This window comes from Gulosibacter massiliensis (assembly GCF_900626105.1).
Lineage (GTDB): Bacteria > Actinomycetota > Actinomycetes > Actinomycetales > Microbacteriaceae > Gulosibacter > Gulosibacter sediminis.
The window spans coordinates 600,098-613,484 of the sequence record NZ_UYZX01000002.1 but is presented as its reverse complement, the minus strand read 5'-3'; the positions used below and the strand labels follow the sequence as shown (position 1 = coordinate 613,484).

Genomic DNA, 13,387 nt, shown 5'->3' with positions numbered 1-13,387 from the left:
CGGAGGCAACCAGTTCAGTCTAGCGAGTTATGCACATCCGGCTCGGAGATGGCACGCACGGAACTACGATGAACAGCATGAGTGCCTCGAGTGACAAGAATGGCCACATGGTGTGGATCGACTGCGAAATGACGGGGCTCGACATCGGTGTCGACGAGCTCTGCGAAATCGCGGTGTTCGTCACCGACTCCGAGCTCAATGTGCTCGACGCCAAGGGCCTCGACGTCGTGATCAAGCCCTCGCAAGCGGCGATGGACAACATGGGCGAGTTCGTCACGAACATGCACAAGACGTCGGGCCTCGCCGACGAGATCCCGAACGGAGTCACCGTCGAGGAGGCGCAGCGGCAGGTGCTCGCCTACGTGAAGCAATTCGTGCCGGGCGAGCGCACGGCTCCCCTCGCGGGCAACACCATCGGCACCGACCGGATGTTCCTCGCGAAGCAGATGCCCGAGCTCGACAACTACCTGCACTACCGCAACATCGACGTGTCGACGCTCAAGGAGCTCGCCCGCCGCTGGTACCCGCGCATCTACTTCCAGTCACCCGAAAAGCACGGCGGCCACCGCGCGGCGGCCGACATCCTCGAGTCGATCCGTGAGCTGCGGTACTACCGCCAGGCCATGATCGTGTCAGCCCCGGGCCCCGACACCGAGTCACTCAAGCAGGTCTCGAAGAACATCGTCGACGAGTTTTCGCCCCTGCTCGAATCGTGATGTAAGATCGTGTGGTTGCCGCGCGAACGGTGCGGCGACATGGTGGGTATAGCTCAGCTGGTAGAGCGCTTGGTTGTGGTCCAGGAGGTCGCGGGTTCAAGCCCCGTTACTCACCCCAAATGGGAGAGGTTCAAACCCTCGACGAGAGTCTCCACTCTTTGTCCGGTTTGCGCCTCTCCCTTCTTCTTCGCTTCAGCGGACCAGTTCAGAGCGTTCATCTGCTCCTCGGTATCGCAGAGTGAACCGAAAGGGCGCTCGTACTCGACGCGGACATCCCCGTCTTCCTCGATGAAGATCCGGTGGAAGAACGCCTGGTTGCACAGTCGCCGGTTTGCGTCATCAGCACGCTCGTACACGCTGACGATGTTGGCAAGCAGCCCGAGCGAGTCATCGAGGTTTGCCCTTGCTGAAGCATATTCATCGTGGTGCGCTTCGATTCGGTGCTGAATGTCTCCGATCTGATCCGCGATGCGATCCTGCTCCTGCTTCAACAGGTCGATCGGTACCGCACCCGCATAGTGAGCTTGCAACAGCTTCTTCCGTTCGTCATTGAGCCGCTCCCGTTCGCTTGTGAGTCACGAGAGTTCTTTTGTCTCGTTCGCCATGAGCAGGTCGAAGTCTGCGTGGATCTTTCCGGCGAGGTCTTGCCGCATGCCGGGTGACACTTCGATCATCTCGTAGCACTTCTCGATGAGCCGCTCGACATCTTCGATAAGCATGGCTTGCCTTTCAATTGGAAACCGACGACTCGCACAGCGACCGGACCGAATGAAGGGGGCGGCCCAGTTGAACTGGTATCGGACTAATGGAAGGTTCGGAATGCCACGAGATTCGGCCAGCTGCTGACATCGCCGCGTTCAGTCGCTCTTCAGCCTGGTCAATGAACGTTGCGGCCTGGTGAAGCTCGTCTGCTGCTGCCAGTGCGTCTTTGGATCCTGCAGAGTGGACGCCGCTGTCGTCGAAGGCCATAGGTCTGTTGGAAGCGTGAGCAGTGGCGAGCTGGTCGAGCACCTGTCTCAGCGCTCGCACCCCGCCAAGCAGATCACCCACAACGCCATACATGTCCTTCGGATGCTCAAACCGACGGCTCGCATGGGCCAGCCCGCGCAGTGCTTCGTAGGCTTCACCCGCATCGGCACCGGGATCGTAAAACGTAGGCATGATGTCCTCTTCTGCAGGGTAGGTTGCAGAGCAGGTGTGCCTGCCACTCCTAACGCTTGGGGCGTCCTTTCGATACTCTGTGAGAGTGAAGGTAAACAACGAGCTTGAACAACAGATCGCTGTCTTTGGCGAGAGCGGAAGCGGGAAGACGGTCCTGTTGTCCTCCTTCTACGGCGCAACGCAAGAGCCCCAGTACTTGAGTAAAGATATGTGGCTCATCGCAATCGAGGGTGTAGGAGTGGTCTGAAGCCGCCGGCTTCGAGCAGTGACCGTGTGATGTAGTGAGTCAGGTTGCGGAAGCCCAGGGCCGAGCCGCGGAGGTGTTCGAGGCGCCCGTTGATCGCTTCGGTGGGTCCGTTCGAGGTGCCGGGGCGTTCGAAGAACGCGAGCACGTCGGCGGCGCGCTGCTTCAACGTCCGCCCGAGTCGGCGGATCTCGGTGAGAGCGGCGGGGACGCCGCTGCTGACGGCGTCGATCACTGCGCGCATCATCTCCTTGGCCTTGTTCTTGTCGGGTTCGCGGTAGGCCGCGACGATGCGCTGGTAGATGCCCCAGGTCGCTTCGACCTCGATGTGCTCCTCGACGGCGAATACCGCGTCGAGGCGGGCGGTCTGCTTCTCGGTGAGGAAGCTCGCGCCGGTGTGAAGGATGCGGCGGACACCGTAGAGCGGGTCGCCGGCGTGGCCGCGGTGCCCGAGGGTGTCCTGCTGGACGCGCTGCCGGGTCCGGTCCAGGGCGTCGCCGGCGAGGCGGACGACGTGGAACGGGTCCATGACGGGGACGGCGTCGGGGAGTTCCTCGGCCGCGGCGGTCTTGAAGCCGCTGAACCCGTCCATCGCGACCACCTCGATCGCCTTCGACCAGTCCTTGGGTCGGGCGGCGAGCCACTGCTTGAACACCTGCTTCGAGCGGCCCTCGACCATGTCCAGCAGCCGTGCCGGGCCCGTCTTGTTCCTCGCGGGGGTGAGGTCGATGATCACCGTCACGTACTTGTCGCCGAGGCGGGTGTGTCGCCAGACGTGCTCGTCGACACCGATCGTGGTCACCCCGTCGAACCTGGTCGGGTCGTCGATGAGCCGCCGCTTGCCCTCGGCGAGGATCGCGGTGTTCGCGGTGTGCCAGGACACCCCGAGGCCTGCTGCGGCTCGGGTGACGGTGAGGTGGTCGACCACGATCGCGGTGAGTGCCCACGCGATCCCGCCGCGGGAGATCTTCGCCCGCGGCGCCGCAGCCTTCGTCGTGTCCTGCCGCCACGTTCGGCGGCAGTGTCCGCACCGGTAGCGGCGCACGCGGACCAGCAGCGTCGTCGGCCGATGCCCGAACGGCTCGTGCGCGAGCGGCCGGGTCACCGTGTCACGCGGCACACCCTCAGCGCCGCACTTCCGACACCACGGATCGTCGTCGACGACGCGGCACTCAAGTACTGCCCGGTCGGGCTCGAGCAGCTGTCCGACGGCTTCGAGGCCGAGCTCGTCGAGGCGGCAGAACGTGGTGAGGTCAGGGGTCGCGAACGTAGGGTGGTGCAAGTCGAGGTCTTCCGGCGGACGGTGAGTGTGAGAACTTCCATCCTGGAAGACCTCGACGTCTATCCGCGAACCAGCCGGCGCCCCTCGACTACACCCTCAACTGCGAAGAGCCGTGTCGCCGCATGGCATCAACGGCACCGTCGGCGGCGACGTGGTGGAGTGCAAGAAGTACGTGCGCGCGCTCAAGCAGTACGCGCCGTTCAAGGATGTCGACATGAAGTGGTCGGAGGGCACCGGCCTCGACGACGAGGGCTTCAGCCTCGACTTCCCCCGCCTCACCGTGCGAGTGCGGCCCGAGATCGTGTCGTTCGGTACCCCCGGCGAACTCGATGTGAACGAAGACGGTGTGGTCGGCGGTGGCACCCACCTGAAGCCCGACGAACTTCACGAGCTGCTCGAGCAGAAGCCGGATGCGGTGTTCTTCGACGGCCGCAATGCGGCAGAAGCGTCGGTGGGCCGGTTCAAAGATGCGATCGTGCCCGACACGGTGACCACGCACGACTTCATCCGTGAGCTCGACTCGGGCAAGTACGACGACCTGAAAGACAAACCCGTCGTTACCTACTGCACCGGAGGTGTGCGCTGCGAGGTGCTCTCGGCGCTGATGATCAAGCGCGGCTTCAACGAGGTCTACCAGCTCGACGGCGGCATCGTTCGCTACGGCGAGTGCTTCGGCAACGACGGGCTCTGGGAGGGCTCACTCACCGTGTTCGACGGCCGCCAATACATCGACTTCGCGCCCGACGCCAAGGTCATCGGCCGCTGCGTCGTCTGTGACTCCCCCACCCCGCGCCTGCAGAACTGCGCCGATGACACCTGCCAACAGCGGCTCGTAGTGTGCGAAAACTGCTCGGCCACCCACCCCGTGTGCGCGGCTACTGCGGCGAAACAGTGACGTCGTCGACCGAATCGGCACCGAGGTCGTCGAGCGAGAACTCATAGGCGTAAACGGCCTGCGGGCTCCATGCACAGTTCATCTGGCCGTCGCCGCTCGACTCGCTCGTGACGAGGTCATAGGCGATTTGCCCCGCGCCGTCGGTCGCGAACGTCAGCGACTGCGGCGGGCATGAACCGAAGTTTGCGATGACGAGCACTTCGCTCGCAAACTCCGGGTTTGGCGTCTGCAGGCTCTCGTCGCGGAGGTCTTCCGGCAGATCCGACCACCAGGCCTCCCACCCGTCTTCGTCGGTGAAGAGCAGTGGCAAGTCATTGTTGGCGAGGAGCGCATCGAACTCGCTGCGCGCCGCCACCACATCCTGCTGCCAGAGGTAGCTCTTGGATGCGGGGTCGAGTTCGGTGAGCTGCGTCGTCGCACCGTCGCTGGGGCCCGGCGCCGGGTTCGGCCCGGGCACTCCGCCCGCGCCGCAGCCCGCGAGCATTCCCACCGCAAGGGCCGCCGCGACGGTCTGCCACCAGCGAGAACGCGACATCGGCTACTCCTCTTCTTCTTCCGCCACAAACTTCACCTCAGTGCTTGCATCGACACCGAGATCGTCGAGCGCAAACTCATACAACACGACCTCGCGGGGGTCTTCCCCGCAGTCGTAATTGTTGTCGAGGTTGATCGGACGAAACTCGAGAAAGAGGTCGCCACCACCCGACGTCGCGAACTCCGCCTTCATCGGGTGGCACGTGCCGTGCACCACGAGCACCGCGACCGTGCTGCCGAAATCGAGTTCGGGCAACGGGCCCCACTGGTTCGCGACGTCGTCCTCGGTGGCAATGAACTCGCTCGAGTCGCGAAACGTGTAGCGGTCGACGAACGCATCGCGTTCGTCCTCACCCACCGAGTACTCGGTCCACAATTCCGTCGTCAACGCCGGGTGAATCTCATCGGCGTAACTCGGGGTCACGCTCCCCACACTGCCCGCACCATCACCTGTGCACCCCGCCAAGGGTGCTCCGGTGACGCCGGCCGCGGTGAGCGCGACCCCGCCCCGCATCACTCGCTGCTCCCCAACCATGGCCACCACTGTTCCATAGTGGGCAGGATGCTGGGTGAACGAGCGCCCAACTACGAGAGCTTCAGCGGCCGCTCACTCGCACGCACCGGCGCGGGCAGCACCGTCGAGCCCGTGAGGTAGCGGTCAACTGCGGCCGCGGCTGATCGGCCCTCCGCAATGGCCCACACGATGAGGCTCGCGCCTCGACCGGCGTCGCCCGCCACATATACGCCAGGCTCCTCGGTCGCGTAGTCGTCAGCGCGCGACACTGCGCCGCGTTCGAGCGTCACACTGAGCTGCTCCGGCAGCGACTCCGCGTCGGTGCCGGTGAAGCCCAGCGCGAGCAGGCACAGCTCGGCGGGAATCTCACGCTCGGTGCCCGCCTTCGGTCGCCGCACGCCGTCGACGATCTCGGTCTCGGCCACGAGCAGCGCGCGCAGCTTGCCGTCATCGTCCGCGAGGAATTCGACGGTCGACGCGAGGTACTTGCGCTCGCCGCCCTCCTCATGGCTCGTCTGCACCTCGAACAGGTTCGGATGCGTCGGCCACGGCTGGTGCGCCGGGCGTTCGCTCGGCGGCTGCACACCAATGGCGAGGTTCGTCACGCTCTTGGCACCCTGGCGGTGGGCGGTGCCGATGCAGTCCGAGCCAGTGTCACCACCGCCGAGCACGACTACGTGCTTGCCCTTGGCCGAGATCTGCTCGACGACCTGGTCGCCTGCGCTCGCGTGGTTCTGCTGCACGAGGAACTCCATCGCAGTGTGCACACCGTCGATGTCACGCCCGGGCACAGCGAGCTCGCGCGACTTCAGCGCGCCCGTTGCGATGAGGACCGCGTCGAAGCGCTCGCGCAGCTGGCGCCACGTCATGTCGCGGCCGATCTCGATGCCGGTGCGGAAGCGCGTGCCCTCGGCGGTCATCTGCTCGATGCGGGCGTCGATGCGCTGCTTCTCGAGCTTGAAGTCGGGGATGCCGTAGCGCAGCAGGCCGCCGATGCGATCGTCGCGTTCATACACGGCGACGGTGTGACCGGCGCGCGTGAGCTGCTGCGCCGCCGCGAGGCCCGCAGGACCCGAGCCGACGACCGCGACCGTCTGACCCGTGAGGCGGGCGGGAGCGTGCGGCTCCATCCAGCCGTTCTCGGCGATGTCGTCGGCGATGGCCTGCTCGACCGACTTGATCGCCACGGCGGGCTGGTTGATGCTGAGCACGCACGACGACTCGCAGGGCGCCGGGCAGAGGCGGCCCGTGAACTCGGGGAAGTTGTTCGTCGAGTGCAGCCGGTCGGCGGCGAGCTTCGACTCACCCCGCCACGTGAGGTCGTTGAACTCGGGAATCAGGTTGCCGAGGGGGCAACCCTGGTGGCAGAACGCCACGCCGCAGTCCATGCAGCGACCCGCCTGACGCTGCAGTACCGCACCGTCACGCTGAATCTGCTGCACCTCTTTGAAGTCGAGGATGCGCACCGCCACCGGTCGCTTCGGCGGCAGTTCACGCTCAGTTACCTTGAGAAATCCGCGCGGGTCAGCCACGGGTCACCTCCTTGATCTTTTCCCATACGAGTTCGCTGTCGGGGTCATCGCCCTGCTGCTCGGCGCGGTCACGAATCGCGTGCACCGCCGCCCAGTCGCGCGGCACGAGCCGCGTGAAGCGCGACCAATCCGCAGCATCCAGCAGCCGTCGCGCGACGGCCGACTCGGTCAGCTCGGCGTGCCGTTCAAGCAGCACGCGCAGCTCCATGACGTCCTCGTCGCTCAGCGACTGCAGCTGCAGCTCACCGCTCGCGAGGGCCTCGGGGTTTACCTTGCGGGTGTCGAGGTCGAGCACGTAGGCCGTGCCGCCCGACATGCCCGCACCGATGTTGCGGCCGGTCGGGCCGAGAATCACCGCGGTTCCGCCGGTCATGTACTCGAGCGCGTGGTCGCCGACACCCTCGCAGATGCCGATCGCGCCCGAGTTGCGCACGAGGAATCGCTCGCCCACGACGCCGCGCAGCGCCAGGGCGCCGCTCGTCGCGCCGTACCCGATGACATTGCCGGCGATGACGTTGCGCTCGGCGACGAAGCTCGCGCGGCGGTCGGGGCGCACCACGACTTGCCCGCCCGAGAGGCCCTTGCCGACGTAGTCGTTCGCGTCGCCGAACAGCGTGATGTTGATGCCGCGCGGCACGAACGCGCCGAGCGACTGCCCCGCCGAACCCGTGAAGTTGAGCTCGATCGTGCCGGGCTCCGCACCGACCTCGCCGAGCAGTTTCGTCAGCTCGTTGCCGAGCATCGTGCCCACCGAGCGGTCGGTGTTCGCGATCGCGAGATCAAGGCGGATGCGCTCCCCCGACTTCAGCGCCTCGCGCACCTGCGGAATGTAGGCCCAGTCGAGTTGCGCCTCAAGCTCGTGGTCCTGCTGCGTCGTGTGGCGGCGATCGCCGCGACCGGCCACAGCAAACACGCCCTCGAGGTCGAGTCCGTCGGCCTTCCAGTGTTCGACGGCGTCGTCGAGGTTGAGCAGCTCGGCGTGGCCGGTCGCCTCCTCGAGACTGCGGAAGCCGAGCGACGCGAGAATCTCGCGCACCTCCTCGGCGATGTACTCGAAGAAGGTCTCGACGAACTCCGGCTTGCCGGTGAAGCGCTCGCGCAGCTGGGGGTTCTGCGTCGCGACGCCGACCGGGCAGGTGTCGAGGTGGCACACGCGCATCATGATGCAGCCCGACACGACGAGAGGCGCGGTCGCAAAACCGAACTCCTCGGCGCCAAGCAGCGCACCGATGACGACGTCGCGGCCCGTCTTCAGCTGCCCATCTACCTGCACCGTCACGCGGCCGCGCAGGCCGTTGAGCATCAGCGTCTGCTGTGCCTCCGCGAGGCCGATCTCCCACGGCGTGCCCGCGTGCTTGAGCGAGTTGAGCGGGCTCGCGCCGGTGCCGCCGTCGTGGCCCGAAACGAGCACCACATCCGCCTTCGCCTTCGCCACGCCGGCCGCCACCGCGCCGATGCCCGAGTGGGATACGAGCTTCACGTGGATGCGGGCGTCGCGGTTCGCGCGCTTGAGGTCGAAGATGAGCTGCTTGAGGTCTTCAATCGAGTAAATGTCGTGGTGCGGCGGCGGCGAAATGAGGCCGACGCCGGGCGTCGCGTGCCGCGTGCGCGCGACCCATGGGTAGACCTTCTCGCCGGGCAGCTGGCCACCCTCGCCGGGTTTCGCTCCCTGCGCCATCTTGATCTGAATGTCGTCGGCGTGGGTGAGGTACATGCTCGTCACGCCGAAGCGACCCGAGGCAACCTGCTTGATCGCGCTGCGGCGCTCGGGGTCGAGCAGGCGGTCGGTGTCTTCACCGCCCTCGCCGGTGTTCGACTTCCCGCCGAGGCGGTTCATCGCGATCGCGAGCGTCTCGTGCGCCTCCTGCGAGATCGAACCATACGACATCGCGCCGGTCTGGAACTTCTTGACGATCTCGCTCACGGACTCGACCTCGTCGATCGGAATCGGCGAGCGCGCCTCGGTGCGCAGCTTGAATAGGCCACGCAGGGTCTTCAGCTCGCGCGCCTGGTTGTCGACGAGCGAGGTGTACTCGCGGAACACGTCGTAGCGCTGGTTGCGTGTCGAGTGCTGCAGCTTGAACACGGCCTCGGGGCTGAACAGGTGCGGTGCGCCGTCGCGACGCCACTTGTACTCGCCACCCGACTCGAGGCGACGGTGGTCGAGCGCCGCGCGCTCCGACTGGTACGCGAGGACGTGGCGTTGCCGGGTCTCCTCGGCAATCGTGTCGATGCCAATGCCGCCGAGGCGGCTCACGGTGCCGGTGAAGTACGTGTCGATGAGCTCCTGCGAGAGGCCGACCGCCTCGAACGCCTGGGCGCCGATATACGACGACACGGCCGAGATGCCCATCTTCGACATGATCTTCATGACGCCCTTGCCGAGCGCCTTGATGAGGTTGTGCACGGCGTCGTCAACGGTGATGCCCTTGAGCGAGCCGCTACGCACGAGTTCCTCGGCCGACTCCATCGCGAGGTACGGGTTCACCGCGCTCGCGCCATACCCGAGCAGCGTCGCAATGTGGTGTACCTCTCGGGCGTCGCCGGTTTCGACGAGCAGGCCGACCTCCATGCGGTGCCCCTCGCGAATGAGGTGCTGGTGCACGGCACTCACGGCGAGCAGCGTTGGAATCGGCGCGAGCTGTTCGTCGGAGTCGCGGTCGGAGATGATGATGAACTGCGAGCCACGCGCGACCGCCGCATCCACCTCTTCGCACATCGCCTCGAGGCGATGCTCCATGGCGTGCTCGCCCTCGGCCACGGCGTAGAGCGCCGAGATGACGCGCGTGCGGCGTGAGCCCGGGGTGCGGTCAATGTGGCGAATCTTCGAGAGCTCGTCGTTGTCGATCACCGGGAAGTCGAGAATGACCTGGCTCGCGTGCTCCTCGGTTGCGGTGAGCAGATTGCGCACCGGGCCGAGCCCGCTCGACATCGAGGTCACGACCGACTCGCGGATCGAGTCGAGCGGCGGGTTCGTCACCTGCGCGAACGCCTGCGTGAAGTAGTCGAACAGCAGGCGCGGGCGCTCCGACAGCACGGCGATCGGGGTGTCCGAGCCCATCGCGCCGAGCGGTTCGGCGCCAGTGCGAGCCATCGGCTCGATGAGCATCTTCAGCTCTTCTTCGGTGTAGCCGAAGGCGCGCTGGCGACGCACAACCGACGCGGGCGTGTGGCTCACGTGTTCGCGCTCGGGCAGGTCGTCGAGCTTGATGCGGGTCGACTCGAGCCACTTGCCCCACGGCTCCGAGCGGGCGAGCTCCATCTTCACCTCGTCGGAGGGGATGATGCGGCCGGCCTCGGTGTCAATGAGGAACATCACGCCGGGCTGCAGGCGGCCGCGGGCACGGATGCGCTCGGGCTCGAGGTGCGGCATGACGCCGGTCTCGCTCGCGACGACGACGAGGCCGTCTTCGGTGACCATCCAACGGCCGGGGCGCAGCCCGTTGCGGTCGAGCGTCGCGCCGACGAAGCGGCCGTCGGTGAACGAGATCGACGCGGGGCCGTCCCACGGCTCCATGAGCAGCGAGTGGAACTCGTAAAAGTCGCGCAACTGCTGGGGCATGTCGTCGGAGTTCTCCCACGACTCCGGCACCATCATCATCATGGCGTGCGGCAGGCTGCGGCCCGAGAGCGTGAGCAGCTCGAGCACCTCGTCGAACGAGCCCGAGTCGCTCAGGCCCTCGGTGATGATCGGGTAGAGTGGGCGCAGGTCGCCCAGCAGCTCGCTCTCGAGCTGCGACTGTCGAGCGAGCATCCAGTGGCGGTTGCCCTCGACGGTGTTGATCTCACCGTTGTGCGCGATCATGCGCAGCGGCTGCGCAAGCGGCCACGAGGGGAACGTGTTCGTCGAGTAGCGCGAGTGCACGATCGCGAGGCGAGAGGTGAAGCGCTGGTCGCTGAGGTCGGGGTAGAAGTCCTCGAGCTGCAGCGTCGTGACCATGCCCTTGTAGGTAACGGTGCGCGCCGACAGCGAGGGCAGGTAGTCGCCGAGCTCGCGCTCGATGCGCTTGCGCATGCGGAACGTGAGGCGGTCGAGCTCGATACCGCTCGCCCTGGTTGTCGCCGAGGTCACGAAGATCTGGCGGATGACCGGCATCGCGTCGCGCGCGAGCGAACCGAGCACCTCGGGTCGGGTCGGAACCTCGCGCCAGCCGAGCACCTTGAGGCGCTCCTGCGACGCGATGCGCTCGATCGCCTTGGCCGCGGCGTCGGGCTCGTCAACGGGGAGGAACACGAGACCGGCGGCGTACTCCCCCGGGCTCGGGAGAGAAAAGTCGACGACGGCGCGGAAGAACTCGTCGGGAATCTGCGACAGGATGCCTGCGCCGTCACCGGTGCCCTCGTCGGAGCCGACGGCGCCGCGGTGCTCAAGGTGACGGAGCGCATCGAGGGCTCCCTCGACCACGTCGTGGCCGGGCGCGCGGCGCAGAGTTGCCACCATGGCGAGGCCGCATGAGTCCCGTTCAAACACGGGATCGTATAGGCCCTGTCGTTCGGGCGTGTTGAGCGCCGAAATGCGCTGCTGCGACATGTCTCACCTCATTGCGGGTTGGGTTTGATGGCAGGCCAAAACGTCATCGATTCGGCCGACAGTTCGAAAGTTTACACAGAGCGCAGATCACACTAAATGTATGGTCTTCATTCTCGGTGGTGCGAGCATGGCTCTGTGATCACCGCCGAATTCATCGTGAGGGTCTTCGACTACCTCGGCACCTTCGCGTTCGCTCTGAATGGCGCGATGGCGGCGACGCGTGTCGTGCGGCTCGACATCGTCGGCGTCGTCACCCTCGGCATCATTACCGCGACGGGCGGCGGCGTGGTGCGCGACGTGTTGCTCGGCGACACTCCCCCGGCAATGTTTGGCGACTGGATCTACCTCGCGGTCGCGCTCCTCGGCGCGCTCATCGCGTTCTTCGTCGCACGGCCGCACCACATCCTCAATTCGACCGTGCAGGTGCTCGACGCGATCGGCCTCAGCCTCTTTTGCGTCGTCGGCGCGCAAAAGGCCCTCGCGTTCGGAGTCGAGCCGATTCCCGCCGTGCTCCTCGGCGTCATCACCGCGGTCGGCGGCGGCACGATCCGCGACATGATGCTCGGCCGGGTGCCGACCATCCTGACGAGCGAGCTCTACGCGATCCCCGCCCTCGTCGGCGCGACCCTCGTCGTCGTGCCATTCGCCATCTGGCATCTCGACGGCGTGCTCGGCGTTTCGACGCAGCTCGTCGGCGCGATCGCGTGCTTCCTCATCCGCACGCTCGCCATTCACTTCAAGCTCAGCGCCCCGATCGCACGGGCGACGCCCGACAAACACGATCACTAGGCTGGCGCTATGCCCGACGAGCACCTCGAGTTTCCCAACATCGACCTCGATGCCTTCGAGCGACTCGTCGTCGCCGAGCTCGACGCGCTGCCCGATGCCGCCGTCGATGGGCTCGACAACGTCGTCTTCCTCGTCGAAGACCGGCCCGAAGACGGCTGGATACTCGGGGTCTACGACGGCGTCGACCTCACCGAGCGCGGCACCTACGACTGGGGCCCGCTGCCCGACCGCATCATTCTGTTTCGCGAGCCGCTGCTCGACTACTGCAGCTCACTCGACGAGCTGCGCCACGAGATTCACGTGACGCTCGTGCACGAAATCGGCCACTTCTACGGCATCGACGACGCGCAGTTGCACGAGCTCGGCTGGGGCTAGCGCGCGGTTTCCGGCGCGGGCCAGCCGTGGTCCGCGAGCACGGCGATCGTCTCGGCGACGCCGATATCTACCGGCAGCGTGACGTCGGCGAGGTCGGCCGAGCCCTCGGCCGCATAGAACGCGTCCTCCTGTGCGCGCCACGCCTCCCACCAGGCATCGTCGCCGTCCCGCAGCGACGCGCGCCGGTGCCGCAGCTCGGCCTCGACGTCGAACCACGCGCCCAGGGTCACGAGTCGCCGGCTCGCGCGCGACAGGGCACCGCATCCCTCGACCACGATGAGCCCCGGATGCACGGGTACGCCGAGCTCGAACGCGTCAGCATGCCAGTTCCAGCGCCGCGGCACGACGACGTCGCCCGCGAGCACGGGCTCGAGCACCTCGCGCACGAGGTAGTCGGCGCCGTCGGCAAGCCCGCCCCAGCCCGGGTAGAAGTCTTCGACGTGCACGAGCTGCGCGCCTGTCACGAGCGCGACATCGCTCGCGAGGGTCGTCTTCCCGGCGCCGGAGCGGCCGTCGATGGCGAGGATGCAGCTCGTACGCTGCGTCGTCACCTAGCGGCGCTTCTTCTTCAGTGCCTTGAGGATGCGCGGCACGGCCCAGCCCGACACGACCATGAGGGGCGTGAGCGCGGCGAGCAGCGCCACGATGTTCGGGCGGAAGCGGGTGCCATAGGCGTCGGTCAGCACGTAGCCCAGCGGCAGGCAGACGTTGCCTGCCGTGAATTCGACCTGCTCGATCGACTCGGATGCGGTGGTTGCGTCAGTCATGCAGGTCACGATAGGCGGCCCATCTGGGCAAAGTCAGGAAGCCGCCG

The 13,387-nt window shown here is 66.4% G+C and carries 14 protein-coding genes and 1 tRNA gene; 5 read left to right on the top strand and 10 right to left on the bottom strand.

All coding sequences use genetic code 11. From position 1 onward, the window contains the following. The first annotated feature begins 77 nt into the window (after nucleotides 1–77). Nucleotides 78–716 (top strand): oligoribonuclease, encoded by a 639-nt coding sequence (gene orn / locus EJL01_RS12635; RefSeq protein WP_125107971.1) that lies wholly within the window; start codon nucleotides 78–80, stop codon nucleotides 714–716. Nucleotides 717–758: 42 nt separating this feature from the next. Next, nucleotides 759–834 (top strand) — tRNA-His (locus EJL01_RS12630). Here the strand turns inward: EJL01_RS12630 and EJL01_RS12625 are convergent. The 4 genes from EJL01_RS12625 to EJL01_RS12615 form a co-directional block, all read right to left on the bottom strand. Then, nucleotides 827–1,246 (bottom strand): hypothetical protein, encoded by a 420-nt coding sequence (locus tag EJL01_RS12625; protein ID WP_125107970.1) that lies wholly within the window; start codon nucleotides 1,244–1,246, stop codon nucleotides 827–829. The two genes, EJL01_RS12630 and EJL01_RS12625, sit on opposite strands and share 8 nt — an antisense overlap. 45 nt (nucleotides 1,247–1,291) lie before the next feature. Beyond that, on the bottom strand, nucleotides 1,292–1,435 hold the full coding sequence (locus EJL01_RS13035; protein WP_164509826.1) for a hypothetical protein: 144 nt from the start codon (nucleotides 1,433–1,435) through the stop codon (nucleotides 1,292–1,294). A gap of 10 nt (nucleotides 1,436–1,445) precedes the next feature. Beyond that, nucleotides 1,446–1,877, bottom strand: coding sequence for a hypothetical protein (locus EJL01_RS12620; protein WP_206427739.1), 432 nt, complete (start codon nucleotides 1,875–1,877; stop codon nucleotides 1,446–1,448). 215 nt (nucleotides 1,878–2,092) lie between these two features. After that, complete coding sequence (locus EJL01_RS12615; RefSeq protein ID WP_125106411.1) at nucleotides 2,093–3,403, bottom strand: ISL3 family transposase; 1,311 nt, start codon at nucleotides 3,401–3,403, stop codon at nucleotides 2,093–2,095. Between the two features lie 112 nt (nucleotides 3,404–3,515). On the opposite strand from EJL01_RS12615, the gene EJL01_RS12610 reads away from it, so the two are divergent. After that, nucleotides 3,516–4,298 carry an oxygen-dependent tRNA uridine(34) hydroxylase TrhO gene (locus EJL01_RS12610; protein ID WP_241209225.1) on the top strand — a complete coding sequence of 261 codons (783 nt, stop codon included), beginning with the start codon at nucleotides 3,516–3,518 and terminating at the stop codon, nucleotides 4,296–4,298. Here the strand turns inward: EJL01_RS12610 and EJL01_RS12605 are convergent. The 4 genes from EJL01_RS12605 to gltB form a co-directional block, all read right to left on the bottom strand. Next, nucleotides 4,279–4,833 (bottom strand): hypothetical protein, encoded by a 555-nt coding sequence (locus EJL01_RS12605; RefSeq protein WP_125107968.1) that lies wholly within the window; start codon nucleotides 4,831–4,833, stop codon nucleotides 4,279–4,281. The genes EJL01_RS12610 and EJL01_RS12605 overlap by 20 nt on opposite strands. 3 nt (nucleotides 4,834–4,836) lie before the next feature. After that, nucleotides 4,837–5,256 carry a hypothetical protein gene (locus tag EJL01_RS12600; protein WP_125107967.1) on the bottom strand — a complete coding sequence of 140 codons (420 nt, stop codon included), beginning with the start codon at nucleotides 5,254–5,256 and terminating at the stop codon, nucleotides 4,837–4,839. 161 nt (nucleotides 5,257–5,417) lie between these two features. After that, nucleotides 5,418–6,878, bottom strand: coding sequence for a glutamate synthase subunit beta (locus EJL01_RS12595; protein ID WP_125107966.1), 1,461 nt, complete (start codon nucleotides 6,876–6,878; stop codon nucleotides 5,418–5,420). Continuing rightward, nucleotides 6,871–11,409, bottom strand: a complete 4,539-nt coding sequence (gene gltB, locus EJL01_RS12590) for a glutamate synthase large subunit (RefSeq protein WP_125107965.1) — start codon at nucleotides 11,407–11,409, stop codon at nucleotides 6,871–6,873. The genes EJL01_RS12595 and gltB overlap by 8 nt, the downstream gene beginning before the upstream one ends. 135 nt (nucleotides 11,410–11,544) lie before the next feature. Here gltB and EJL01_RS12585 point away from each other — a divergent pair, with 135 nt between their 5' ends. After that, nucleotides 11,545–12,198 (top strand): trimeric intracellular cation channel family protein, encoded by a 654-nt coding sequence (locus tag EJL01_RS12585; protein ID WP_241209224.1) that lies wholly within the window; start codon nucleotides 11,545–11,547, stop codon nucleotides 12,196–12,198. 9 nt (nucleotides 12,199–12,207) lie between these two features. Beyond that, a complete protein-coding gene (locus EJL01_RS12580; protein WP_125107963.1) occupies nucleotides 12,208–12,573 on the top strand; it encodes a metallopeptidase family protein in 366 nt (121 codons plus the stop codon). Here EJL01_RS12580 and EJL01_RS12575 read toward each other — a convergent pair. Beyond that, entirely contained in the window at nucleotides 12,570–13,124 is a 555-nt protein-coding gene (locus EJL01_RS12575; protein ID WP_125107962.1) for a nucleoside/nucleotide kinase family protein, read from the bottom strand. The two genes, EJL01_RS12580 and EJL01_RS12575, sit on opposite strands and share 4 nt — an antisense overlap. Beyond that, nucleotides 13,125–13,340: a hypothetical protein gene (locus EJL01_RS12570; RefSeq protein ID WP_125107961.1), complete on the bottom strand. Its 216-nt coding sequence runs from the start codon at nucleotides 13,338–13,340 to the stop codon at nucleotides 13,125–13,127. Nucleotides 13,341–13,387 lie beyond the last annotated feature (47 nt).

What these genes read in the sequence shown, in the direction of transcription:
- orn (WP_125107971.1), top strand. Translation starts at nt 78, where the DNA reads ATGAGTGCCTCGAGTGACAAGAATGGCCACATGGTGTGGATCGACTGC.
- EJL01_RS13035 (WP_164509826.1), bottom strand. Translation starts at nt 1,435, where the DNA reads ATGCTTATCGAAGATGTCGAGCGGCTCATCGAGAAGTGCTACGAGATG.
- EJL01_RS12620 (WP_206427739.1), bottom strand. Translation starts at nt 1,877, where the DNA reads ATGCCTACGTTTTACGATCCCGGTGCCGATGCGGGTGAAGCCTACGAA.
- EJL01_RS12605 (WP_125107968.1), bottom strand. Translation starts at nt 4,833, where the DNA reads ATGTCGCGTTCTCGCTGGTGGCAGACCGTCGCGGCGGCCCTTGCGGTG.
- gltB (WP_125107965.1), bottom strand. Translation starts at nt 11,409, where the DNA reads ATGTCGCAGCAGCGCATTTCGGCGCTCAACACGCCCGAACGACAGGGC.
- EJL01_RS12580 (WP_125107963.1), top strand. Translation starts at nt 12,208, where the DNA reads ATGCCCGACGAGCACCTCGAGTTTCCCAACATCGACCTCGATGCCTTC.
- EJL01_RS12570 (WP_125107961.1), bottom strand. Translation starts at nt 13,340, where the DNA reads ATGACTGACGCAACCACCGCATCCGAGTCGATCGAGCAGGTCGAATTC.